The sequence below is a fragment of the Bailinhaonella thermotolerans genome (assembly GCF_003594875.1).
Taxonomy (GTDB): domain Bacteria; phylum Actinomycetota; class Actinomycetes; order Streptosporangiales; family Streptosporangiaceae; genus Bailinhaonella; species Bailinhaonella thermotolerans.
In genome coordinates, this window is record NZ_QZEY01000012.1 from 141,134 (window position 1) to 164,001 (window position 22,868).

Genomic DNA, 22,868 nt, shown 5'->3' on the forward strand with positions numbered 1-22,868 from the left:
CGCGCGGCCCGGGCCCGCACGCCCGCCGCCCACGCGACCCCCGCCCCCACCCCGTCCCCGGCCGCCGGTCACGGCCCCCGGGGGGACGGTAGCGCTATTCTCAGTTCTCATGAACGACGATAGCAGTATCGACCGTGTCGCCTCGATGCTGCGTGATCTCGCCGCGTCCCTGCGCCCGGGCGACCGGCTCCCGGCCAGCCGCGCGCTCACCGCCCGGTACGGCGTCAGCCCCGTCACGGTCTCGCGCGCCATCGCCCGCCTCGCCGCCGAGGGCACGGTCGTCACCCGCCCCGGCAGCGGCACCTTCGTCGCGGCGCGCCCCGAGCCGCCCGCCGAGCCCCCGGACCTGTCCTGGCAGTCCGTGGCGCTGGGCGATCGCGCCGTGGACGACCAGGTCGTGAGCACGCTCCTCACCGCCCCGCCCGAGGGCGTCATCCCGCTGACCGGCGGCTACCTTCCCCCCGGGCTGCGGCCCGACCAGGCCCTGTCGGCCGCCGCCGCGCGAGCCGTACGCCGCCCGGACGCCTGGTCCACGCCCCCGCTCGGCGGGCTGGAGGAGCTGCGCCGCTGGTTCGCCGCGCTGGTCGGCGGGGACGTGACCCCGGGCGACGTCCTGGTGACGGCGGGCGGGCAGGCGGCCCTCACGACCGCGCTGCGCGCGCTGGCCCCGCCCGGCGCGCCCCTGCTGATGGAGACCCCGACCTACCCGGGCGCGCTCTCGGCGGCGCGCGCGGCCGGTCTGCGCCCGACCGGCGTGCCCCTGGACGGCGACGGGGTCCGCCCGGACCTGCTCGCCGAGGCGTTCGCGTTGACCGGCGCGCGCGTCCTCTACACCCAGCCCACCCTGCACAACCCCACGGGCGTCGTGCAGCCGCTCAGGCGGCGCGAGGAGGTCCTGGCGGTGGCCCGCGCGGCCGGGGCCTTCGTGATCGAGGACGACTGGGGGCGGCACTTCGCCGAGCCCGCCCACTCCCCGCCGCCGCTGGCCGCCCTCGACCGGCACGGCGCGGTGGTCCACCTGTCGTCGCTCACCAAGGTCACCTCGTCCAGCCTCCGCGTCGGCGCCCTGGTCGCGCGGGGCCCGGTGGCCCGCCGCCTGCGCTCCACCTCACTCGTGGACTCGTTCTTCGTGGCCCGCCCGCTCCAGGAGACGGCCCTGGACTTCGCCACGTCCCCCGCCTGGCGACGCCACGTCGCCGCCGTGCGCGCCGAGCTCCTGTCCCGCCGCGACCAGGCCGCGGCCGAGCTGGCCCGCCACCTCCCGGAGGTCGCGTTCCGCCTCCCCCCGGGCGGCCTCCACCTGTGGCTCCGCCTGCCCGGCCACGTCGACGAGGCCGCCCTGGCCGACGCCGCCCTCCGCCACGGCGTGCAGTACAGCCCGGGCCGCCTCTACTACCCCGCCGAGCCGCCCGCCCCCCACCTGCGCCTCACCCCCGCCGCCCCCGCCACCCGCGCCGAGATCACCGAGGGCGTCCACCGCCTCGCCAAGGCCCTCGCCTCCTGCTGACGGCCCCGCCCGGGCCGTACGGCTCCCGCCGGGCCGTGCGCCCGCGCCGGGCCGTACGGCGGCTCCCGCCGGGCCGTACGGCTTGGGCTTCCGGATCCGCGTGACGGGTGCGCCCCGCCGGGGCCGAGCCGGGCCCCGCCCCCGCGACGGCACCGGCTACCGCCGTACACTGGTGTGATGAGGGCCGCCGAGTTGCTCCGGGACTTCGTGAACACCTATGACGTCGAGGAAGACGAGGAGTCGCTCGGCACCCCCGAGGCGCTCGCCGGGTGGCTGGGCGCGCGGGGTCTGGGCGGCGACGCCGGATCAGGGGCCGGCGCCGAGTTCGCCTCCGGGGCCGCCGCCGAGTGCGCCGTCGGGCCGCGGGAGCTCGCGGACGCGGTGGCGCTGAGGGAGGGGCTGCGGCGGGTGATGCGGTGCCATCACGACCGCGTGGAGTGCTCCGACGCGGGGCTTGAGGACGTCCTGTCCCGGCTGCCGGTGCGGGTCTCGCTCGCGGACGGGCCCCGGCTGGTCCCCGCGACGGACGGACCGGGCGCCGGGCTGGCCGCGCTGGCGGCGGCGATCGCCGAGGCGCGGGCCGACGGGACGTGGGACCGGCTGAAGGTCTGCGCGGAGTCCACCTGCCAGTGGGCGTTCCTCGACCTGTCCAAGAACCGGTCCCGCTCCTGGTGCTCGATGCGGGTGTGCGGCAACCGGACCAAGACCCGCGCCTACCGGGCCCGCAGGGCCGGGGGCTGAGCCCGTCGCGCCGAGATCGAAAGCGGGGTGCACGGCGCGCGTTCCCGACCGATACGGTGTTACCGCGGTCGACGGGGAAGGCCGTCGCGGACGAACATCACGGAAGGCAGGGGCGCGGCCATGGGAGACGTGGGGGTGCGAGCGGCGCGGCGGGAGGATGTGGACGCGGTGACGCGGACGCAGATTCGCGCCTGGCGGCAGGGCTACCGCGACTTCCTCCCCGAGGAGCCGCTCGCCGAGATGACCGGCGAGCAGGCCGGGGAACTGTGGCGCACGCAGTGGGAGGAGGCGGTCGTCGCCCCGCCCACCTCGCGGCACCGGCTGCTCGTCGCGGTCGAGAACGGCCAGGTGGTCGGCCTCGCGGCGCACGAGCCCGCCGAGGACCCCGACGTGGACCCCGGCACCACGGCCGAGCTGCTCACGCTGCTCGTCGACCCCGGCCACGAGCGCCGCGGGCACGGCAGCCGGCTGCTCAACGCGACCGTCGACCACCTCCGCGAGGACGGCTTCTCCACCATCGTGACCTGGGTGTTCGCCGAGCATCACGCGATGCTGGGCTTCCTGGAGTCGGCGGGGTGGGGCGAGGACGGCGCCGAGCGCGTCCTCGACATGGGGCGACCCGTGCGCATGGTCCGGCTGGCGACCGACATAAGCTGATCCGTCGGTAATCAGTCGCACAGCAGCACGAAAGGCGGTACGCACCCCGTGGCCACAGCGAGCCAGTGGGTCGCCGGCGCGCGCCCCCGGACCCTTCCCGCCGCCGTCGTACCCGTCCTCGTCGGCACCGGAGTCGCCTTCTCCTACGGCGGCGCCGTGTGGTGGCGGGCCCTGCTCGCCCTGATCGTCTCCCTCGCGCTCCAGGTCGGGGTCAACTACGCCAACGACTACAGCGACGGCGTCCGCGGGACCGACGCGGACCGCGTCGGCCCGATGCGCCTGGTGGGCTCCGGCGCCGCCCCCGCGCGGCAGGTCCTGGCCGGCGCCCTGCTCAGCTTCGCCGTGGCCCTGGCCGCGGGGCTCGCCCTCGTCGTCGCCACCCGGGCCTGGTGGCTGCTGCTCGTCGGCGCCGCCTGCGTGGTCGCCGCCTGGTTCTACACCGGGGGCGACCGGCCGTACGGCTACCGCGCGCTGGGCGAGGTCTCGGTGTTCGTCTTCTTCGGCCTGGTCGCCGTCGCGGGCACCACGTACGTCCAGATGGAGAGCCTGCCGTGGCTCGCGCTCGCCGCCGCGGTCCCCGTGGGCCTGATCGCCTGCGCGATCCTCGTGGTCAACAACCTGCGCGACATCGTCACCGACGGACCCGCGGGCAAGCGCACCCTGGCCGTCGTGCTCGGCGCCGCCCGCACCCGCGCGCTCTTCACCGCCTGCGTGGCGCTGCCGTACGTCGTCGCGCTCGCCCTGGCGCCGGCACGGCCCTGGGCCCTGCTCACGCTCCTGTCGATCCCGCTGGCGGCGGGCCCGGTCCAGACCGTGCGCAAGGGCGCGTCGGGCCCCGCGCTCATCGCCGTCCTCCAGCAGACCGGGCGGCTGCACCTCGTCTACGGCGCCCTCCTGACGATCGGCCTCGCCATCGCCTGATCGCGGCTTTCGGCCGCTTGTCTCTCCCGCTGGGCGATCTCCGGCGCTTACACTCGTCGAACGGTCCGCGTTGATCGCCCGGCCTGGCCGGGCGGCGGCGAGGGGGCGGCGCGTCGGGGGGCGGCACGGTTCGGGCGACGGCGAACAGGGGTCGGATGAACACGACGCTGCTGGCGTGGGCGGTCTCCGCGGGTGGTCTGGTCCTCGTGGCGCTCCTGGCGAGCCTGGCGATCAGGCGCGGGCTCCTGGGCATCCTGATCGACAGCCGCGGCCGGTACAGCCTGACCCACTTCCAGGCCGTCGTCTGGACGTTCGTGGTGTTCTCGCTGATCTCGGGCGTCTTCTGGGGCCGTTACCTGGCCGGGGAGGCCAACCCGCTGGAGTTCGTCATCCCCGGCGAGCTGTTCGGCGCGCTCGGCATCTCGCTCGGCTCGGCCATGATCGCCGGGGTGATCAAGGGCAGCAAGGACAGCCTGCACCCCGAGGGCATCGCGGCCAGCGAGAAGCACCGGGACCCGCCCCGCTGGGCCCAGGTCTACCTGCTGGAGCAGGGCCCGCTGGCGGACCGCGTGATCGACGTGACGAAGTTCCAGAACTTCGTGATCACGATCATCCTGGTCGCCGCCTACGGCGCGCTGACGGCCCGCGAGATCGCCGCCGTGCCGGAGGGCGAGGTGGTGAAGGCGCTCCCGGAGTTCTCCACCACGTTCCTCACGCTGCTGGCGATCAGCCACGCGGGCTACCTGGCCGGAAAGCTCCCGGTGCCGCCCACCGGCGTCCCCACCCCCGGCCTCACGGTCGCCGACCTGTCCACCGACGCCCCGGTCGAACGCCCCCGCAACGCCCCGCGCCGCCTGTCGCGCACCGCCCCGGCCGGCGCCCGCCACCGCTCCCGCCAGTCCCCCGAGGACTGGGAGTGACCTCTCGCGGGAGCGGCCCCGCACGGCAGCGACCCCTCGCGGGCCTCGCACCCCGATCACGCGGTTCTTCCGACCATCTGGGCGTGCGCGAGGCCGCGGGATCAGCGCGAGAGGGCCGCTCTCAGACGTTCATAGACGTTCATGGACGTCCATAGACGTCATAGACGTTCATGGACGTCATAGACGTTCATGGACGTCATAGACGTTCATGGACGTCATAGACGTTCATGGACGTCATAGACGTTCATGGACGTCTCTCAGAGGTCGAGGAGGGGCTCCAGGCCGACGACGAGGCCGTCGAGGCTCCCCACCCGGCGGACGCCGAGGAGGACCCCGGGCATGAAGGACGCCCGGTTCATGGAGTCGTGCCGGATCGTCAGGATCTCGCCGTCGCCGCCCAGCAGCACCTCCTGGTGCGCGATGAGGCCGGCCAGCCGTACGGCGTGCACGCGCACCCCGTCCACGTCCGCGCCGCGCGCCCCGTCGAGGGCCGACGACGTCGCGTCGGGGGACTCGCCCACGCCCGCCTTCCGGCGCGCCTCGGCGATCAGCTCGGCCGTGCGCCGGGCCGTGCCCGAGGGGGCGTCGGCCTTGTTCGGGTGGTGCAGCTCGACCACCTCGACCGACTCGAAGAAGCGCGCCGCCTGCTGGGCGAAGTGCATCATCAGCACGGCCGCGATGCCGAAGTTGGGCGCGATCAGGCTGTTCACGCCCGGCGAGGCCGCCAGCCAGGACCGCAGGGACGAAAGCCGCTCCGCGTCGAACCCGGTGGTGCCGACCACGGTGTGCAGCCTGTTCTCGACGCACCAGCGCAGGTTGTCCATCACGGCGTCCGGGTGCGTGAAGTCCACCACGACCTCGGCCGCGCGCAGCGGCTCGCGGTCGTCGCCCGCGTCCAGCGCCGCGACGAGCTCCATGTCCCCGGCCGCGGACACGGCCTTGCACACCTCGGACCCCATCCGGCCCCGCGCGCCGAGAACGCCAACCTTGATCACTGTCTACTCCCTTGGTGACGGCTGTACGGCGAGGCCGCGGCGCCCGCCGGACCTCACGCCACACCGTACGGCGTGGCGGTCCGGCGGCTCACCGCGGCCCGCCGTACACGCGACTCGCGAAAGCGCCGTGAGACCTCAGTCCACGTAGGAGTCGAAGTTCTTGCCCGAGTACGGGCCGATCACCGCGAGCGTCATCGGGCGGCCCAGGATGTCCTTGGCCACCGTGTGGACGTCCTCGGCGGTCACCGCCTCGATGCGGGAGAGCACCTCGTCCACCGGCATGAGCTCCTCGTAGACCAGCTCGCTCTTGCCGATGCGGGACATGCGCGACCCGGTGTCCTCCAGGCCGAGCACGAGGCCGCCGCGCATCTGGCCCTTGCCGCGCTCGATCTCCTCCTCGGAGATCCCGTCGGCGAGGACCTTGGCGACCTCCTCGCGGCAGATCGCCAGCACGTCGTCGATCCTGGACGGCTGGCAGCCGACGTAGATCCCGAACTGGCCGGTGTCGGCGTACTGCGAGGTGTAGCTGTACGTGGAGTACGCCAGCCCGCGCCGCTCCCGGATCTCCTGGAACAGCCGGGACGACATGCCCCCGCCCAGCGCCGCGTTCAGCACGCCCAGCGCGAACCGCCGGTCGTCCGTACGGCTGACGCCGGTCGTGCCGAGCACGAGGTTGGCCTGCTCGGTGGGGCGGTTGAGCACGCGCACGCCGCGCCGGGGCGAGGCGCCCGGGCCGGTGAGCCGCGGCGCCGCCGGGGCCTCGCCGGGCGTGCCGAGGGCGTCCGCCCGCGAGTAGGCGGCGTGGACCAGGGCCACGACCTGGTCGTGGTCCACGTTGCCCGCCACCGCGACCACGGTGTGCGGCGGGCGGTAGTAGGTGCGGTAGTACTCCACGATGCGCTCGCGCGACAACGCGTTGATCGAGTCGACCGACCCCAGGATCGGCCGCCCGAGCGGGATGTCGCCGAACAGCTCGGCCGCGAACTGCTCGTGCACGACGTCCGAGGGGTCGTCGTCGTGCATCGCGATCTCTTCGAGGATCACGCCGCGCTCGGCCTCGACGTCGTCCGCCTCGACCAGCGAGGACGTCACCATGTCGGAGAGCACCTCGATGGCCAGCGGCAGGTCTTCGTCGAGCACCCGCGCGTAGTAGCAGGTGTACTCCTTGGCCGTGAAGGCGTTGATCTCGCCGCCGATGCCCTCGATGGCGGCGGAGATCTCCAGCGCGTCGCGGCTGGGGGTGCCCTTGAACAGCAGGTGCTCAAGGTAGTGCGTCGCGCCCGTGTGCTCCGGGGCCTCGTCGCGGGACCCGATCCCGACCCACATGCCCACCGCGACGGAACGCACGGTGGGCATGGTCTCGGTCACGACCCGGAGGCCTCCGGGCAGGACGGTGCGGCGGACCGCCCCCGCACCGTCCCTGCCGGGGAAGAGGACCTCGGTCATCTGCTACGAGTTGCGGTCGGCGTCGCGGTCACGGTCACGATCGCGGTCGCGACCGCCCCGGGTGCGGGTGCGCCGGACCCCCTCGCGGGCCTCCCCGCGCTCGGCGCGCTCGGTGCGGGACTCGGTCTGGCGGTCCGGGCCGGCGGCCTCGGCGTCGGCCGGGGCGGCCGCGCCGGCCTCCTGCTCGACGACCTCGACCGGCACCAGCGAGAGCTTGCCGCGCTGGTCGATCTCGGCGATCTCGACCTGGATCTTGTCGCCGACGTTCATGACGTCCTCGACGTTCTCGATGCGCTTGCCGCCGTGCAGCTTGCGGATCTGCGAGACGTGGAGCAGGCCGTCCTTGCCCGGCAGCAGGCTGACGAACGCGCCGAAGGCGGCGATCTTCACGACCGTGCCCAGGTAGCGCTCACCGACCTCCGGCATGTGCGGGTTGGCGATCGCGTTGATCGCGCTCCGCGCGGCCTCGGCCGACGGGCCGTCGGTGGCGCCGATGTAGATCGTGCCGTCGTCCTCGATCGTGATCTCGGCGCCGGTGTCGTCCTGGATCTGGTTGATCATCTTGCCCTTGGGGCCGATGACCTCGCCGATCTTGTCCACCGGGACCTTGATCGTGATGATGCGCGGCGCGTTCGGCGACATCTCCGCCGGGGTCTCGATGGCCTCCTGCATCACGTCCAGGATCGCCAGGCGGGCGCCCTTGGCCTGCTTGAGGGCGGCGGCGAGCACGCTCGCCGGGATGCCGTCGAGCTTGGTGTCGAGCTGGAGCGCGGTGATGAGCTCGCGCGTGCCGGCGACCTTGAAGTCCATGTCGCCGAAGGCGTCCTCGGCGCCGAGGATGTCGGTCAGCGTGACGTACTTGTCACCCTCGCCGATCAGGCCCATCGCGATGCCGGCGACCATCTCCTTGAGCGGCACGCCCGCGTCGAGCAGGGACATCGTGGAGGCGCAGACCGAGCCCATCGAGGTGGACCCGTTGGAGCCCAGCGCCTCGGAGACCTGCCGGATGGCGTAGGGGAACTCCTCGCGCGAGGGCAGCACCGGGATCAGCGCCCGCTCGGCCAGCGCGCCGTGGCCGATCTCGCGGCGCTTCGGCGAGCCCACGCGGCCCGTCTCACCGGTGGAGTAGGGCGGGAAGTTGTAGTTGTGCATGTAGCGCTTGGTGCGCTCGGGGTTGAGCGTGTCGATCATCTGCTCCATGCGCAGCATGTTCAGCGTCGTCACGCCCAGGATCTGGGTCTCGCCGCGCTCGAACAGCGCCGAGCCGTGCACCCGGGGCACCACGTGGACCTCGGCGGACAGGCTGCGGATGTCCTTGACGCCGCGGCCGTCCATGCGGACGCCCTCGTCGATGATGCGGGCGCGGATGAGCTTCTTGGTCAGCGCCCGGAAGGCGGCGCCGATCTCCTTCTCGCGGCCCTCGAAGTCGCCGAGCAGCTTCTCGGCGGTGGTGAGCTTGACCCGATCGAGCTCGGCCTCGCGCTCCTGCTTGCCGGCGATGGTGAGCGCCCGCTGCAGGTCCTCGGTCGCGGTCGCGGCGACGGCGTCGTACACGTCCTGCTGGTAGTCGACGAAGACCGGGAACTCGGCCGTGTCCTTGGCGGCGACCCGCGCGATGCGGCTCTGCGCCTCACAGAGCACCTTGATGAACGGCTTGGACGCCTCAAGGCCCTCGGCGATGGTCTCCTCGGTCGGGGCGACGGCGCCCTCGGCCACCAGCTTGAGCGTGTCCTTGGTGGACTCGGCCTCGACCATCATGATCGCGACGTCGCCGTCGGCGAGCACGCGGCCCGCGACGACCATGTCGAAGGTGGCGCGCTCCAGCTCGGTGTGCGTCGGGAACGCCACCCACTGGCCGTCGATCAGCGCGACGCGGACGCCGCCGATCGGGCCGGAGAAGGGCAGCCCGGCGAGCTGGGTGGACAGGGACGCGGCGTTGATCGCGACCACGTCGTACAGGTGCTCGGGGTGCAGCGCCATGATCGTGGCGACGACCTGCACCTCGTTGCGCAGGCCCTTCACGAAGGACGGGCGCAGCGGCCGGTCGATGAGGCGGCACGTGAGGATCGCGTCCTCGGACGGCCGGCCCTCGCGCCGGAAGAACGAGCCGGGGATGCGGCCCGCGGCGTACATGCGCTCCTCGACGTCCACGGTCAGCGGGAAGAAGTCGAGGGACTCCTTCGGCTGCTTGGACGCCGTGGTGGCGGACAGCACCATCGTCTCGTCGTCGAGGTAGGCGACGGCGGACCCGGCGGCCTGCCGGGCGAGCCGGCCGGTCTCGAACCGGATCGTGCGGGTGCCGAACGAGCCGTTGTCGATGACGGCTTCGGCGGTGTGGACACCTTCCACAGGGGGACCTCCTTCTAAGGTCAACGGTCCCCGCGTCGTGTCCGGAGGAACTTGCCTGGCGGGCCACCCGTCAGGTGCAGCGCCGGTCTTCGATCGAAGCGCCCGGTGTTTCGTCGTACGGCTCGCGCGTGGTGCGCGTCACCGGGAGCCACTACCGAGGACCGGCCCGCAGGCGGCGGTGCGTGGAGAGTTCCTGCGCTGGTGCGGACGCGGGGCACTGGTTCTATTCAGTTTGCGGCACGCCCGGCCCTGTGGCCATCGCGACGCGCCGTGACCTTGTCCAGGCTAGCCGCGCGGGCGCATAAACGAGAGGGAGTGGCCGCCCGGCCACTCCCTCTTCGCGTGCTATCGGCGCAGGCCCAGCCGCTCGATCAGGGTGCGGTAGCGCTGGATGTCCTTGGCCTGGAGGTACTTCAGCAGCCGGCGGCGGCGGCCGACCAGCAGCAGCAGGCCGCGGCGGCTGTGGTGGTCGTGCTTGTGCGCCTTGAGGTGCTCGGTCAGGTCGCTGATGCGCTTGCTCAGGAGCGCGATCTGCACCTCGGGCGAGCCGGTGTCACCTTCGACGGTGGCGTACTCGGCCATGATCTTCTGCTTGGTGGCGGTGTCGAGCGACACGGCTCTCCTCTGTCTTCTAGGGGCACGCGAACATGTTGGCGATGCGCGTCCGAGCAACCGTGCGTGCCTACAGTTGCCGTGACGGGCGCCTTTGGGCACCATGAAACAAGCCGACCACGAGCCGACCTGTCCCTAGGTTACCACGCATGCCACATAATGAGACGCCGCCGCCGTCGGAGCCGGTCAGGAGGGGCGGTCAGGGCGCCCGGCCGTCGCTCAGGACGCTCCGGAGGACGTGATCCGCCGGGTCTCGTCGACGTCGTGGCGCATCTGCTCGATCAGCGCCTCGATGGAGTCGAACCGCAGCGTGGGCCGCAGCCGGGCGACGAAGTCCACCGCCACGTGCGCGCCGTACAGATCCAGGTCGTCGCGGTCCAGGGCGTACGCCTCCACGGTGCGCTCCACCCCGTCGAAGGTCGGGTTGGTGCCGATGGAGATCGCCGCGGGCCAGCACTCGTCCCCGTAGATCGGCGCGATCTCGCCGACCGGGGTGCACCGCAGCCACCCGGCGTAGACCCCGTCGGCGGGGATCGCGGTGTGCGGCGGCGACTCGACGTTGGCGGTCGGGAACCCGAGCGCGCGCCCGCGCCGGTGCCCGCGCACGACCACGCCCTCGACCCGGTGGGGCCGGCCCAGGGCCGCGGCCGCCGTCTCCACGTCGCCCTCGGCCAGCAGTTCCCTGACGTACGTCGAGGAGACCACCTCGCCCTCGCGCACGAGCGGCAGCGCCTCGACCTCGAAGTCGTACTTCTCCCCCAGCGCGCGCAGCGTCTCCACGTCGCCGGCCGCCCCGTGCCCGAACCGGAAGTCCTCACCCACGACCACCCGGGTCGCGCGCAGCCCCTCCGCCAGCACCGTCCGCACGAACTCGTCCGGCTCCAGCCGCGAGAACTCCAGCGTGAACGGCAGCGTGCACACGGCGTCCACGCCCAGGTCGCCCAGGAGGCCGGCCCTGCGGACGGGCGCGGTCAGCAGCACCGGATGACTCCCCGGCCGCACGACCTCCTCCGGATGCGGCTCGAAGGTCACCGCCACGCTCACGGCCCCGAGTTCGCGCGCCAGCCCGGCCACACGCTCCACGACCCTCCGGTGACCCCGGTGGACGCCGTCGAACACGCCGATGGTGACGACCGACCTGCCCAGGTCCCCGGGCACGTCGCCGAGTCCGTGCCAGCGCTGCACGTCGACCCCTTTTCTCCAGACCTCTCTCACGGCGTCACAAGCCTGCCATGCCCCGGCCGGCCGCGGGACACCGGGACGCCGTGTCACCCCGCCCGGTCGCCCCGCTCACGCCGTACGGCGGGCCGCGCCCCGCTCACGCCGTACGGCGGGCGCCGTCGGCGGGAGCCGTACGGGGAGAGCCCGGCCGGGCCGGAACCGGACCGGGCGCGCCGGGGACGGGGCGTGGGGGAGTCAGTCGGCGGGGGTGACGGCGGCGATCGGGGAGGCGGAGCCGTAGGGGGTCATGCGCAGCTCGATGCGACCGCAGACGCAGCGCACGTAGGACAGGACCCCCTCGGAGGTGCGATGCCGGGAGATCACTTCGCTCGGTTCGTCGTCTGGCCAGCCGCAGTTTCCGCACGCGCTCACAGGGGTGTTCCGTTCCCTCGGCACCGATGATGGTCTGTAATGGTCACTTTCTCGGTAATGCTTACGATAGCCGTAATGCTTACAGATGACCAGTCGCTTACACTTTCGCCATGCGCGTGACCGGGTATCGGAGCCAGGGGGTGGCGGCGTCGGCCGCCCTGGTGAACGCCGTGACGACTCGCCAGGCGGACGCCACCGACGACGAACTGTGCGCGCTGCTGGCGGAGCACAACTTCTTCATCGCCAACGTGACCGCCGACGACATGAAGGCGGTCCGCGCCTGGGCGTGGACCCTGCGGCGCGTCTTCGAGTGCGCGGACCTGGACGAGGCGGTGGCGCTGCTCAACGACCTCATGCTGGAGGTCCCCATGCACCCGCACCTGAGCGACCACGACGGCCGCGGGCTGCACATGCACTACGCGCCCCCCGGCGCGAAGTTCCCCCACCGCCTCCGCGCCACCACGCTCTTCTGCCTGGCGACCGCGGTCAGCGAGTCGGGCGTCCAGCGCGTCGGCGTTTGCGCGGCCCCCGGGTGCGACCGCGTCTACGCCGACACCTCCCCGTCGGGCCGCCGCCGCTTCTGCTCCGACGCCTGCGCCAACCGCACCAACGTCGCCGTCTTCCGCGCCCGCAAGAGATCCGCGACCTCCTGACCTCCGCCCGCGCATCCGGAGGCATCCGCGACGCTCTCCCTCCCTCCCCCCTCGTCGTGATCATGCAGTTTTAAGCACAGGGTGTGTTCAAGACTGCATGATCACGACGAGGGAGGGGGCCGGCCGAGGACCGCTTCCCGGCAAACCGCCTCACGGGGAACCAGCCCCGAGGGGATCACCCTGCGCGAAACCGCCCCCATGGGATCAGGCGGAAGAGACCACCTCGCGGGAAACCGCTCACGGGGACCGCCTCACGAGAAACCGTCTCGCGGGGACCGCCTCACGGGAAACCACCTCGTGGGGACCGCCTCACGGGAAACCACCTCGTGGGGAACCCGGCTCGCAGGGAACCGCCTCTCGGGAAACCACCTCTCGGGAAACCGCCTCGCGGGAAACCACCTCTCGGGAAACCACCTCTCGGGAAACCACCTCTCGGGAAACCGCCTCTCGGGAAACCGCCTCGCGGGAAACCACCTCGCGGGAAACCGCCTCGCGGGGACCGCCTCTCGGGAAACCGCCTCACGGGAAACCGCCTCGCGGGGACCGCCTCTCGGGAAACCGTCTCGCGGGGAACGCCTCGCGGGGAACCGGGCCCCGAGGGGGGATCACCGCGTGCGGAGGCGTCCTCCTGTGGGAGTGGGCGGACGAGACGGCCTCGGGGGAGATCAGGCGCGGGTGCGGGTCCGGTCAGACGAAGACGGCGAGGGGCTTGGTCTGGCCCTTGGACTCCTCGGCCAGGGCCAGGAGGGTGCCGTCGGGGGCGAAGAGGCCCACGGGGCCGGGGCCGAGGCCGGCGGCGGGCAGGCGGCCGCCGTGGGCGACGAGCCTGGCCTCGGCGTCGGTCACGTCGCGGCGCGGGAAGGCGGCCGAGACCGCGTCGGCGATGGGCAGGATCTCGCAGGACTCGGCCAGCCGCTCGATCGTGCGGGCCATGGTGATGGTGTACGGCCCCACGGCCGTGCGCCGCAGGTACGTCAGGTGACCGCCGACACCGAGCGCGGCGCCGAGGTCGCGGGCCAGGGACCGGATGTAGGTGCCGCTGGAGCAGCGCACGGTCGCCTCGACGTCCACGAAGTCCCCGTCGCGGCGGACGCGGCCGATCTCGAAGGCGTGCACGGTGACCGGCCGGCCGGCGAGCGCGACCTCCTCGCCCGCGCGCGCCATCTTGTAGGCGCGCTTGCCGTCCACCTTGATGGCGCTCACCTGCGGCGGCACCTGGATGATCTCGCCGGTCAGGGCGGCGGCCCCGGCGTGGACCGCCTCGTCGGCCACGTGCCCGGCCGGGGTGGTGACGAGGACCTCGCCCTCGGCGTCGTCGGTGTTCGTGGTCTGCCCGAGGCGGATCACCGCGTCGTACGTCTTGGACGTGAGCGCGAGGTGGCCGAGCAGCCGGGTGGCCTTCTCGACGCCGACGACGAGCACGCCGGTGGCCATCGGGTCGAGCGTGCCGGCGTGGCCCACGCGGCGGGTCCCGGCGATGCGGCGCAGCTTGGCGACCACGTCGTGGGAGGTCCAGCCGGCGGGCTTGTCGACGACGATCAGTCCGCTGACGGTCACGCGAGCAACTCCCGGAACTTGGCGATGGTGACCTCGACCGGCAGGTGCGAGGTGAAGCCGGCGGCGCTGGCGTGACCGCCGCCGCCGAGCGCCGCGCAGGCGCGCCCGACGTCGATCGCGCCCTTGGAGCGCGTGGACACCTGCCAGGCCCCCTCGTCGTCCTCCTTGACCACGACGGCCACCTCGGCCTCGTCGGTCCGGCGGACGACGTCGATGACGCCCTCGATCTCGTCGTACGACAGGTCGTGGGCGGCGCGGTCGGCCCGGCTGACGTACGTCCAGACCATGCCGCGCCCGCCGGCGGCGTCGCGGTCGAGCACGGCCCGGCCGAGCGCCGCCCCGAGCACGGGCAGGTACGCGAAGGGCGACCGGTCCCACAGCTCGCGGGCGATCTCGTCGGTGCGGATGCCGGTGGCGACGAGCCGCCCGGCGAGCTCGTGCACGGCCCGGTTCGTCGAGGAGTACCGGAACGAGCCGGTGTCGGTGACCAGCCCGACGTACAGGCAGGTCGCGATGTCACGGGTGAACGGCACGCCGAGCCGGTCGATCAGCTCGGCCACGATCACCGCGGTCGCGGCGGCGGACGGGCTGACCAGGTGCAGGCTGCCGAAGCCGGTGTTGGAGCGGTGGTGGTCCACCACCACCAGTTCCTCGGCCTTGGCGGCCTTGGCCGCGAGCGCGCCCAGCCGCTCGGCGCTCGCCGCGTCGAACGTGAACATGACCCGCGGGGCCTCCGGCACCTCGGCCGGGGGGACGAGCAGGTCCTGGCCGGGCAGGAAGCGCAGCAGCCTGGGCACCGTGAACGGCTCGTCGCCGAACGAGGCCACGCAGGGCTTGCCGAGCTCCCGCAGGGCCAGCCCGAGCGCCAGCATCGAGCCGAGGGCGTCGCCGTCGGGCACGATGTGGCACGCGAGGTGGACCTGCGGGGCCGACTCGATGAGCTTGACCGCGTGGTCCCAGTCGGCGTCGGCGATGAGCCCGGTCACGTTGCGGAGTATCCCGCGCCGCCGGACTCCCCGCCGCGCCTTTCGTCGAAGTCCGGGCCGTCGTCGTCGGCGTCGTCGTCCTCGCCCGGCTTGCGGTACGGGTCGGCCTCGCCCGCGGGCTCGGCGCCCTCGGCCGCCTTGGCGATCTCGGCGTCCCGGGCACGCGCGGCGGCGAACAGCTCGTCCATGTGCCGGGCGTTGTCGGGCAGCGGGTCGTGCTCGAAGGTCAGCGTGGGCGTGTGACGCACACCGGTCTGGCGCCCGACCTCCGAGCGGATGACGCCGGTGGCGCTGCGCAGCGCCGCCGCGGTGTCGGCCCGCTCGGCCTCCGTGCCCATGACCGTGTAGTAGACGGTCGCGTCGCGCAGGTCGTTGGTGAGACGCGTGTCGGTGATCGTCACGAATCCGAGGCGGGGGTCCTTGATCCGGCGGTCCAGCATCTCGGCGACGATCTGCTGGATGCGGTCGGCGAGCTTGCGCGCCCGGGCTGCGTCAGTCATCGGGCTCCCCTATCCGCGGCGCTCATGGCCTACTCCTCCTCGTTGAAGAGTCGCTGCCGTGCGGACAACAACTCGAACTCCGGATAACCGGCGATGAGGCGCTCACACTCGTCGAGCACCTCCTGGCAGTTGCCGGCCGTCGCCGACACCACCGCTACGCCGATCTCGACCCGGCGGTACTTGTCGAGGTGGCCGGTCTCGGCCACCGCCACGGCGGGGAACCGCCGCTTCACGTCGGCGATCAACGGCCGCACGACGGATCGTTTCTGCTTCAGGGTCCGCACGTCCCCGAGCAGAAGGTCAAGGGTAAGAGCACCGATGTACATGGTGGTCGGCGTGCTCCCCGGTCCTCGGTCCCGCCCGCCCGGCTCAGAGCCGCCCGTACGGCTCGCGCCGGGTGGCGCGAGCCGTACGGGATGACTCGTCGTGAATCCGGGCCGCCGGGGCGGCTCGGGGTCAGACGCGCGGCTTCTCCTGCATCTCGAAGGTCTCGATCACGTCGCCGACCCGGATGTCGCTGTAGCCGATGCCGATACCGCACTCGAAGCCCTCGCGGACCTCGGTCGCGTCATCCTTGAAGCGGCGCAGCGACGAGACGGTGAGGTTGTCGGAGACGACGACGCCCTCGCGGAGCAGCCGGGCCTTGCTGTTGCGGACGATCTTGCCCGACCGCACCAGCGAACCGGCGACGTTCCCGATCTTCGGCACCTTGAAGACCTCGCGGATCTCCGCGGTGCCGAGCTGGACCTCCTCGAACTCCGGCTTCAGCATGCCCTTGAGGGCCGCCTCGACCTCCTCGATCGCCTGGTAGATGACCGAGTAGAACCGGATGTCCACGCCCTCGCGGTCGGCCAGCTCGCGCGCCTTGGTCTCCGGGCGCACGTTGAAGCCGATGATGATGGCGTCGGAGGCGATCGCCAGGTTGACGTCGTCCTGCGTGATGGCGCCGGCGCCGCGGCGGATGACCCGCAGATCGACCTCGTCGCCGACGTCGATCTTGACGAGCGCGTCCTCCAGGGCCTCGACCGAACCCGACACGTCACCCTTGATGATGAGCCGGAGCTCTTCGACCGCGCCCTTCTCGAGGTCCTTGAAGATGTCCTCGAGGGTGCGCCGGCCGCGCGTCTTGAGCAGCTCGGCGTTGCGGAGCCTGGCGGCCCGCTGCTGCGCGATCTGCCGGGCGACGCGGTCGTCGTCGACGGCGATGAAGTTGTCGCCCGCCCGGGGCACGGCCGTCAGACCGAGCACCTGGACCGGACGCGACGGCGTCGCCTCGTCGACGTTGTTGCCGGTGTCGTCGAGCATCGCCCGGACGCGGCCGTAGGCCTCGCCACAGACGATCGAGTCGCCGATCCGGAGCGTGCCGCGCTGGACCAGCACGGTCGCCACCGGGCCGCGGCCGCGGTCGAGGTTGGCCTCGATCGCGATGCCCTGGGCGCTCATGTTCGGGTTCGCCCGCAGGTCCAGCTCGGCGTCCGCCGTCAGCACGATGGCCTCCAGCAGGCTGTCGAGCCCGGTGCCCTGCTTGGCGGACACGTCCACGAACTGGGTGTCGCCGCCGTACTCCTCGGCCACCAGGCCGTACTCGGTGAGCTGGGCCCGCACCTTCTGCGGGTCCGCGCCCTCCTTGTCGACCTTGTTGACCGCGACCACGATCGGCACGCCGGCCGCCGTGGCGTGGTCGATGGCCTCGGTCGTCTGCGGCTTCACGCCGTCGTCGGCCGCGACCACCAGGATGACCAGGTCGGTCGTGTCGGCACCGCGGGCGCGCATGGCGGTGAACGCCTCGTGACCCGGGGTGTCGATGAAGGTGATCTTGCGCTCCTGGCCGTCGACCTCGGTCTTGACCTGGTACGCACCGATGTGCTGCGTGATGCCGCCGGCCTCGCGCGCCACGATGTTCGTGTCGCGGATGGCGTCGAGCAGCTTGGTCTTACCGTGGTCGACGTGACCCATGACGGTGACGACCGGGGGCCGCACCTCCAGGTCCGCCTCGTCGCCCTCGTCCTCGCCGAACTCGATGGAGAACGACTCGAGCAGCTCGCGGTCCTCGTCCTCGGGGCTGACGACCTGAACGTCGAAGTTCAGCTCGGCGCCCAGAAGCTGGAGCGTCTCGTCGGTCACCGACTGCGTGGCGGTCACCATCTCGCCGAGGTGCAGCATGATCTGCACCAGCGACGCGGGGTTCGCACCGATCTTGTCGGCGAAGTCCGACAGGGACGCGCCGCGCGGCAGGCGGATGGTCTGCCCGTTGCCGCGAGGAGCCTGCACGCCGCCTACGGACGGCGCCTGCATGTTGTCGAACTCTTGACGGCGCTGCCGCTTGGACTTGCGGGCGCGGCCGGGACGGCCACCCGGGCGGCCGAACGCGCCGGCCGTGGTGCCGCGGCCGCGGCCACCGCCGCCACCGGGACGGCCGCCGAAGCCGCCGCCACCGCCGCCGGGACCGCCGGGACGACCGCCGCCGCCACCACCGGTGCCGGTGCGGGCGCCGAAGCCGCCACCGCCGCCACCGGGACGACCACCGCCGCCGGGACGGCCGCCGCCGCCACCGGGACGACCGCCACCGCCACCCGGACGGCCGCCGCCACCGGCGGGACCCTGCCCGGCCGGCCGCGAGGGCATCATCATCGGGTTCGGGCGCGGGCCACCCGGACGCGGGCCGGGAGCCGCGGGACGCGGGCCGCCGGGACCGGGGGCGCCGGTGCGGCCGGCCGCGGGACGCGGACCGCCGGGACCGGGAGCGCCGCCGTCACGACGGTCGCGCGGAGCGCCCTCGCGGGGACCGCCCTCACGCGGGCCGCCCTGAGGGCCGCCGGCGCGCGGCGGACGCGGGGTCTGCCCCATGCCGCTGGCGTTCGAGGAGAACGGGTTGTTGCCCGGACGCGGGCCGCGCGGGCCCGGACGGGGACCCGGCTTGGGGGCACCCGGACGCGAGGCGCCGGGAGCGCCCTGACCGGCCGGGGTCTGCGGACCCGGAGCCGGACGCGGAGCGGGCCCCGGACGGGGACCCGGGCGCGGGCCGGGGGCCGGACGGCCGCCGTCGCGACCGGCGGGCGCCGGACCGGGCGCGGGGGCCTCGGGCCGGGGGGCCTGCGCCGGCGGCTGCTGGGGCCGCGGCTGAGCCTGCGGCGCCTGCTGCTGCTGGGGCGGCATCGGGACGCTCGGCCGCGGGGCGGCCGGCTTGGGCGCGGCGGGCCGGGGACCCGGGCGCGCCTCGACGTTGTTGTTCTTCTGCGGCGCCTGCTGCTGAGCCTCAGGCGCCCGCGGGGCCGGACGCGGCCCCGGCTTCGGCTTGTTGTCGCCCTTGGGAGCGTTGAACGCCTCCTTGAGCCTGCGGACCACCGGCGCCTCGATCGTCGAGGACGCCGAGCGCACGAACTCGCCCATTTCCTGGAGCTTGGCCATCACGGCCTTGCTCTCCACGCCGAACTCCTTGGCGAGCTCGTAGACACGGACCTTCGCCACTGCACTCCCTACTCGGCCCGGGAGGCAGTGCCACCGGACCGTCGCTAACTAGATGTACTCATCGCCGCATGCTCATCAGGCGCTCATCGCAATCTGACCCGCCCATCAACTCGGCGTCCAACAACTGACATGAGTAGAACCGTCTCCGTAGTCGGTTTTAATCCGAAGCCGCGTGCTCTTCCAGATGTGCCCGCACCCGCGACGTGTCGAGCGGCCCCGCGCGGCGGAACGCCCGCGGGAACGCCCGTCGCCGCTCGGCGAGCTCCAGACAGCTCAGGGACGGGTGCAGGGACGCACCCCTGCCCTCAAGCCGTCCGTTGCGATCGACGACCAGAACGTCATCGACCACCACCAGGCGGAGCAGGTCGGACTTAACCGTACGAACCCGACAGCCCACGCAAGTTCGCACGGGGGCTGCCAGGCCACCATAGTCGAGTTTACCGTGCGGACGCATCAGCGGGACCGACCGCATTCTCCGGCATATCCTCCGACCTCGGGCTCGCGCCGCGTTCTGGCTGCTCCGACTGCCCCCGCGCCTCGGTGTCCGCGCGGATGTCGATGCGCCACCCGGTGAGCCGGGCCGCGAGGCGGGCGTTCTGACCTTCCTTGCCGATGGCCAGCGAGAGCTGGTAGTCCGGCACGATCACGCGGGCCACCCGGCCGTCGAGGTCCACGACCTCGACGTGGGAGACCCGGGCCGGCGACAGGGCGTTGCCCACGAACGTCGCCGGGTCCTCCGACCAATCGATGATATCGATCTTCTCGCCGTGCAGCTCCGTCATGACGTTGCGCACCCGGCTGCCCATCGGGCCGATGCAGGCGCCCTTGGCGTTCACGCCGCTCTTGCGCGACCGCACCGCGATCTTCGTGCGGTGCCCGGCCTCGCGCGCGATCGCCGCGATCTCCACGGTGCCGTCGGCGATCTCGGGGACCTCCAGCGCGAACAGCTTCTTCACGAGGTTGGGGTGGGTCCGCGACAGCGTCACCGAGGGGCCGCGGTGGCCCTTCTTGACCTGCACGACATAGGTCTTGATGCGCTCGCCGTGATTGTACTGCTCGCCGGGGACCTGCTCGCTGTGCGGCAGGATCGCCTCGATCTTGCCGAGGTCCACGAGCACGCTGCGCGGGTCCTTGCCCTGCTGGATCACGCCCGCGACCAGCTCGCCCTCGCGGCCGGCGTACTCGCCGAAGTTCACCTCGTCCTCGGCGTCGCGCAGCCGCTGCAGGATGACCTGCTTGGCGGTGGTCGCGGCGATCCGCCCGAAGTCGCTGGGGGTGTCGTCGTACTCCCGCGCGACGGCGCCCTCCTCGTCGAGCTCGGCGGCCCACACGGTGACGTGGCCGGTGCCGCGGTCGAGCTCGACCCGCGCGCGCGGGGCCGCGCCCTCGGTGCGGTGGTAGGCGATGAGGAGGGCGTCCTCGATCGCCTTGACCACGAGGTCGAAGGAGATGTCCTTTTCGCTTTCCAGGCTGCGCAGGACGCTCATGTCGATGTCCACGAGGCCTCCCCCCTAGCCTTCGTCGCCGTCGGCGACGTCGTCTTCGTCGCCGTCAGCCAGACGGCGGAACTCGATCTGGACCCGGCCCCTGGCCAGGTCCGCGTGCGCGATGTCGCGCGGTGTGCCGCCGACGTCCAGGCTCACGCCCGCGTCGTCGGCGGACAGGACCCGGCCCTCCACGGAGGTGCCATCCTTCAACTGCGCCTGCACGAGGCGCCCTCGGGCCCGTCGCCAGTGCCGCGGCTCGGTCAGCGGGCGGTCGATCCCCGGGGAGGTGACCTCCAGGACGTACGCCGCTCCGCCCATGACGTCGCTCTCGTCGAGCGCGGCCGACACGGACTGGCTAACCTCGGCGACAGCGTCGAGGCTCACGCCTCCGTCGGCGTCCACGATCACACGCAGCATCCGCCGTTTGCCCGCCGGAGAGACGCTGACGTCCTCCAGATCAAGGCCCTCAGCGGCGACGATCGGCTCCAACAACTGCACGAGGCGGTCACGTCGAGCGTCTTCGCCCATGCTGACCTCCTAGTGTTCACAAACAAAACAAGATGCGAGTGCCCACAGCCTATCCATTCCGACCTTCGGAAAAGGCCTCCTGCGGGGTGATCTCGCGGCGGCGAGCCTTACGATGGGTGCTTGCAGTCGTTTGGAGGAGGACCGGCGTGCGAGAGCGTGCCCTGCCTCGGCGCGCCGTCCTGACCGGCGCGATGGCCGGCGCGGCCGTGCTGACGACGGGCCTGACCTCGGCCTGCGGCTCCGGCGCACCCGCCGCCCTGCAGGCCCCGCCACCCTCGCCCGACCCCGAGATCGCCCTGATCAAGGAGCTGATCGGGGCCAAGCGCCGCACGGTCTCGCAGTACGACCAGATCATCAAGGCCCACCCCCGGCTGGCCGGCCGCCTCGACGCCTTCCGGTCCCGGCACCAGACCCACATCGCCGAGCTGACCCGCAGGCTGCCGGAGTCCCCCCGCCTCGCCGACGTGGTGGCCGAACAGCCGCCGGGCGACGCGCGTGAGGCCCTGTCCCTGCTCCGCGACCTGGAACGGCGCGCCGCCGCCTCCCGTCCCGCGCAGCTCGCGTCCGCCTCGCCGTCCCTGGCGCAGCTCCTGGCCAGCATCGGGGCCTGCGAGGCCGCCCATGTCGTCGCCCTCCCGAAGAAACCCTGATCGTCGTTGACCGACCTCGACAAGCTCCAGCGGGTCCTGGCCGCCGAGCACGCCGCCGTGTACGCCTACGGGCTGATCGGCGCCCGGCTCTCCGGCTCCCGCAGGCAGCAGGCCCGCGCCGCCTTCTCCGCCCACCGCACCCGCAGGGACCGCCTCCACGCGATGATCGCCGAGGGCGGCGGGACCCCGGTGGAGTCCTCCCCGTCGTACAGGCTGCCCTTCCCCGTGTCCGCCCCGGCGGACGCCGTTCGCCTGGCGGCCCACGTGGAGGACCGCCTGTCGGCCGCCTACCTCGAACTGGTCTCCGCCCGGGACCCCGCGCTGCGCCGCCTGGCCGCCCTGGCCATGCAGGAGTGCGTCACCCGCGGCTACTCCTGGCGGCCCGCCGTGCCCACCGCCCTCCCCGGCATGCCCGCGCGGCCCTCCCCGTCCGCGCAGTCCGCACAGCCCGCCCGGCCACAGCAGGACCCCAGCCCCGCCGGCGATCCGGCCTCGTCCGACCCGTCCGGCCCACCGCCCGCGAACTGACCCCGCCCGCGCCGTACGGCCGGCGCCGGGCCTGACACGAGCGGGCCTGACACGAGCGGGCCGGACGCGGGCGGAGGCGTCGGCTCGAAGGGGTCAGGAACCGCCCTGGAGGCGGCGGAGGTAGGCGTAGCAGTACGGCCGGCGCCACTCCTCCATGCGCTCGCAGATCGGGGCCTTCGGCAGCGGCGGGCGCGGCTCTGCCCGGAGGGCCGGACTCCGGCGGGGCGGGCGGGGCCGGACCGGTTCGCTCGCCGGCGGGCGGGCCCTGGCGGTGACCTCCCGCTCTCCCCTCCGCTCCCGGGGACGGTCCCGGCGGACGGACCGGGGAACGCGCTCGCCCGTGGGGGCCGGGCGCGGGAGGAGCGTCGCGGGCGGCGCGGGGCGCGGCAGGACGGCCTCGGCTCCGCGGAACCCGCCCGGCATCGCGACCGCCGTACGGCCGGGGGCGGCCGGGGCGGCGGCCGCGGTCGCCCCGGGGCGGGGCGGCGGGTCCCCGCCGGGCAGGGCCGCGCACACGACGCCGGCGCCCGCGGCCGTGAGGATCGCCCCGAGGACGGCGGCGGCGCGCCGCACGCCCGGCGTCGCCCACGGGTGCGGCGGCGTCGGCGAGGAGTTCCGGTAGTGCGCCGGAGCCGGGTCCGGGTACGGCACGCGGTGGTACGGCGACGCGCTCGCGCGGGGTTCGTCCATGGGCGCCCTTCCGATGGCCGGGCTTACAGGGTCCTGTCCCGGCCGGGCGCATCCCCGGCCCCATATCGATCCGTTATCAA

General features: G+C 73.2%; 23 protein-coding genes. 8 read left to right on the forward strand and 15 right to left on the reverse strand.

Annotated features, from left to right (window positions below):
* Window positions 1-109 precede the first annotated feature (109 nt).
* From D5H75_RS26640 to D5H75_RS26660, 5 genes are all read left to right on the forward strand, one after another.
* Window positions 110-1,507 (forward strand): aminotransferase-like domain-containing protein, encoded by a 1,398-nt coding sequence (locus D5H75_RS26640; protein ID WP_119929289.1) that lies wholly within the window; start codon window positions 110-112, stop codon window positions 1,505-1,507.
* Between the two features lie 177 nt (window positions 1,508-1,684).
* On the forward strand, window positions 1,685-2,248 hold the full coding sequence (locus D5H75_RS26645; protein WP_119929290.1) for a CGNR zinc finger domain-containing protein: 564 nt from the start codon (window positions 1,685-1,687) through the stop codon (window positions 2,246-2,248).
* A 168-nt stretch (window positions 2,249-2,416) separates the two neighbouring features.
* Window positions 2,417-2,905: a GNAT family N-acetyltransferase gene (locus D5H75_RS26650; RefSeq protein ID WP_422674057.1), complete on the forward strand. Its 489-nt coding sequence runs from the start codon at window positions 2,417-2,419 to the stop codon at window positions 2,903-2,905.
* Window positions 2,906-2,953: 48 nt separating this feature from the next.
* Entirely contained in the window at window positions 2,954-3,826 is an 873-nt protein-coding gene (locus D5H75_RS26655) for a 1,4-dihydroxy-2-naphthoate polyprenyltransferase (RefSeq protein ID WP_119929292.1), read from the forward strand.
* Window positions 3,827-3,981: 155 nt separating this feature from the next.
* Entirely contained in the window at window positions 3,982-4,746 is a 765-nt protein-coding gene (locus D5H75_RS26660) for a hypothetical protein (protein WP_119929293.1), read from the forward strand.
* Window positions 4,747-5,003: 257 nt separating this feature from the next.
* Here the strand turns inward: D5H75_RS26660 and dapB are convergent, their stop codons facing one another.
* The 6 genes from dapB to D5H75_RS44280 all read right to left on the reverse strand — a co-directional run bounded on the left by dapB (window position 5,004) and on the right by D5H75_RS44280 (window position 11,693).
* Window positions 5,004-5,741, reverse strand: coding sequence for a 4-hydroxy-tetrahydrodipicolinate reductase (gene dapB / locus D5H75_RS26665; protein WP_119929294.1), 738 nt, complete (start codon window positions 5,739-5,741; stop codon window positions 5,004-5,006).
* A gap of 135 nt (window positions 5,742-5,876) precedes the next feature.
* Complete coding sequence (locus D5H75_RS26670) at window positions 5,877-7,187, reverse strand: M16 family metallopeptidase (protein ID WP_119929295.1); 1,311 nt, start codon at window positions 7,185-7,187, stop codon at window positions 5,877-5,879.
* A 3-nt stretch (window positions 7,188-7,190) separates the two neighbouring features.
* Window positions 7,191-9,536 (reverse strand): polyribonucleotide nucleotidyltransferase, encoded by a 2,346-nt coding sequence (locus D5H75_RS26675; RefSeq protein ID WP_242454535.1) that lies wholly within the window; start codon window positions 9,534-9,536, stop codon window positions 7,191-7,193.
* Window positions 9,537-9,881: 345 nt separating this feature from the next.
* A complete protein-coding gene (rpsO, locus tag D5H75_RS26680; protein WP_119929296.1) occupies window positions 9,882-10,151 on the reverse strand; it encodes a 30S ribosomal protein S15 in 270 nt (89 codons plus the stop codon).
* Window positions 10,152-10,367: 216 nt separating this feature from the next.
* Window positions 10,368-11,333 carry a bifunctional riboflavin kinase/FAD synthetase gene (locus tag D5H75_RS26685; RefSeq protein ID WP_119929297.1) on the reverse strand — a complete coding sequence of 322 codons (966 nt, stop codon included), beginning with the start codon at window positions 11,331-11,333 and terminating at the stop codon, window positions 10,368-10,370.
* A gap of 231 nt (window positions 11,334-11,564) precedes the next feature.
* Window positions 11,565-11,693: a hypothetical protein gene (locus tag D5H75_RS44280; protein ID WP_277949975.1), complete on the reverse strand. Its 129-nt coding sequence runs from the start codon at window positions 11,691-11,693 to the stop codon at window positions 11,565-11,567.
* A 158-nt stretch (window positions 11,694-11,851) separates the two neighbouring features.
* Here D5H75_RS44280 and D5H75_RS26690 point away from each other — a divergent pair, with 158 nt between their 5' ends.
* The gene (locus D5H75_RS26690; protein WP_119929298.1) at window positions 11,852-12,394 is read left to right on the forward strand and encodes a CGNR zinc finger domain-containing protein; all 543 of its coding nucleotides are present in this window, start codon (window positions 11,852-11,854) and stop codon (window positions 12,392-12,394) included.
* Between the two features lie 687 nt (window positions 12,395-13,081).
* On the opposite strand, the gene truB is transcribed toward D5H75_RS26690, so the two are convergent.
* The 8 genes from truB to rimP all read right to left on the reverse strand — a co-directional run bounded on the left by truB (window position 13,082) and on the right by rimP (window position 20,920).
* Window positions 13,082-13,951, reverse strand: a complete 870-nt coding sequence (gene truB / locus D5H75_RS26695; RefSeq protein WP_119929299.1) for a tRNA pseudouridine(55) synthase TruB — start codon at window positions 13,949-13,951, stop codon at window positions 13,082-13,084.
* A complete protein-coding gene (locus tag D5H75_RS26700) occupies window positions 13,948-14,937 on the reverse strand; it encodes a DHH family phosphoesterase (protein WP_242454536.1) in 990 nt (329 codons plus the stop codon). The genes truB and D5H75_RS26700 overlap by 4 nt, the downstream gene beginning before the upstream one ends.
* Window positions 14,934-15,437: a 30S ribosome-binding factor RbfA gene (gene rbfA, locus D5H75_RS26705; RefSeq protein WP_119929301.1), complete on the reverse strand. Its 504-nt coding sequence runs from the start codon at window positions 15,435-15,437 to the stop codon at window positions 14,934-14,936. Before rbfA ends, D5H75_RS26700 begins: the two co-directional genes overlap by 4 nt.
* A 29-nt stretch (window positions 15,438-15,466) precedes the next feature.
* Window positions 15,467-15,763: a DUF503 domain-containing protein gene (locus D5H75_RS26710; protein WP_119929302.1), complete on the reverse strand. Its 297-nt coding sequence runs from the start codon at window positions 15,761-15,763 to the stop codon at window positions 15,467-15,469.
* Between the two features lie 130 nt (window positions 15,764-15,893).
* A complete protein-coding gene (gene infB, locus D5H75_RS26715; RefSeq protein WP_119929303.1) occupies window positions 15,894-18,905 on the reverse strand; it encodes a translation initiation factor IF-2 in 3,012 nt (1,003 codons plus the stop codon).
* Window positions 18,906-19,062: 157 nt separating this feature from the next.
* Complete coding sequence (locus tag D5H75_RS26720) at window positions 19,063-19,377, reverse strand: DUF448 domain-containing protein (protein WP_340137775.1); 315 nt, start codon at window positions 19,375-19,377, stop codon at window positions 19,063-19,065.
* The gene (gene nusA / locus D5H75_RS26725; protein WP_202638554.1) at window positions 19,343-20,392 is read right to left on the reverse strand and encodes a transcription termination factor NusA; all 1,050 of its coding nucleotides are present in this window, start codon (window positions 20,390-20,392) and stop codon (window positions 19,343-19,345) included. Before nusA ends, D5H75_RS26720 begins: the two co-directional genes overlap by 35 nt.
* Before the next feature lie 24 nt (window positions 20,393-20,416).
* Window positions 20,417-20,920, reverse strand: coding sequence for a ribosome maturation factor RimP (rimP, locus tag D5H75_RS26730; protein ID WP_119929305.1), 504 nt, complete (start codon window positions 20,918-20,920; stop codon window positions 20,417-20,419).
* Window positions 20,921-21,066: 146 nt separating this feature from the next.
* Here rimP and D5H75_RS40950 point away from each other — a divergent pair, with 146 nt between their 5' ends.
* Both D5H75_RS40950 and D5H75_RS26745 read left to right on the forward strand, forming a co-directional pair.
* Window positions 21,067-21,570: a hypothetical protein gene (locus D5H75_RS40950; protein ID WP_147425288.1), complete on the forward strand. Its 504-nt coding sequence runs from the start codon at window positions 21,067-21,069 to the stop codon at window positions 21,568-21,570.
* A 6-nt stretch (window positions 21,571-21,576) separates the two neighbouring features.
* A complete protein-coding gene (locus D5H75_RS26745; RefSeq protein WP_119929308.1) occupies window positions 21,577-22,098 on the forward strand; it encodes a ferritin-like domain-containing protein in 522 nt (173 codons plus the stop codon).
* A 93-nt stretch (window positions 22,099-22,191) separates the two neighbouring features.
* On the opposite strand, the gene D5H75_RS26750 is transcribed toward D5H75_RS26745, so the two are convergent.
* Window positions 22,192-22,788 (reverse strand): hypothetical protein, encoded by a 597-nt coding sequence (locus D5H75_RS26750; RefSeq protein WP_119929309.1) that lies wholly within the window; start codon window positions 22,786-22,788, stop codon window positions 22,192-22,194.
* Window positions 22,789-22,868 lie beyond the last annotated feature (80 nt).

Excerpts from the sequence above, each read along its gene's own strand:
- D5H75_RS26670 (WP_119929295.1), bottom strand. The coding sequence starts at position 7,187 with ATGACCGAGGTCCTCTTCCCCGGCAGGGACGGTGCGGGGGCGGTCCGC.
- nusA (WP_202638554.1), bottom strand. The coding sequence starts at position 20,392 with ATGAGCGTCCTGCGCAGCCTGGAAAGCGAAAAGGACATCTCCTTCGAC.
- D5H75_RS26710 (WP_119929302.1), bottom strand. The coding sequence starts at position 15,763 with ATGTACATCGGTGCTCTTACCCTTGACCTTCTGCTCGGGGACGTGCGG.
- D5H75_RS26640 (WP_119929289.1), top strand. The coding sequence starts at position 110 with ATGAACGACGATAGCAGTATCGACCGTGTCGCCTCGATGCTGCGTGAT.
- rimP (WP_119929305.1), bottom strand. The coding sequence starts at position 20,920 with ATGGGCGAAGACGCTCGACGTGACCGCCTCGTGCAGTTGTTGGAGCCG.
- rbfA (WP_119929301.1), bottom strand. The coding sequence starts at position 15,437 with ATGACTGACGCAGCCCGGGCGCGCAAGCTCGCCGACCGCATCCAGCAG.
- D5H75_RS26750 (WP_119929309.1), bottom strand. The coding sequence starts at position 22,788 with ATGGACGAACCCCGCGCGAGCGCGTCGCCGTACCACCGCGTGCCGTAC.
- D5H75_RS26720 (WP_340137775.1), bottom strand. The coding sequence starts at position 19,377 with ATGCGGTCGGTCCCGCTGATGCGTCCGCACGGTAAACTCGACTATGGT.
- D5H75_RS26690 (WP_119929298.1), top strand. The coding sequence starts at position 11,852 with ATGCGCGTGACCGGGTATCGGAGCCAGGGGGTGGCGGCGTCGGCCGCC.
- D5H75_RS26645 (WP_119929290.1), top strand. The coding sequence starts at position 1,685 with ATGAGGGCCGCCGAGTTGCTCCGGGACTTCGTGAACACCTATGACGTC.
- D5H75_RS26660 (WP_119929293.1), top strand. The coding sequence starts at position 3,982 with ATGAACACGACGCTGCTGGCGTGGGCGGTCTCCGCGGGTGGTCTGGTC.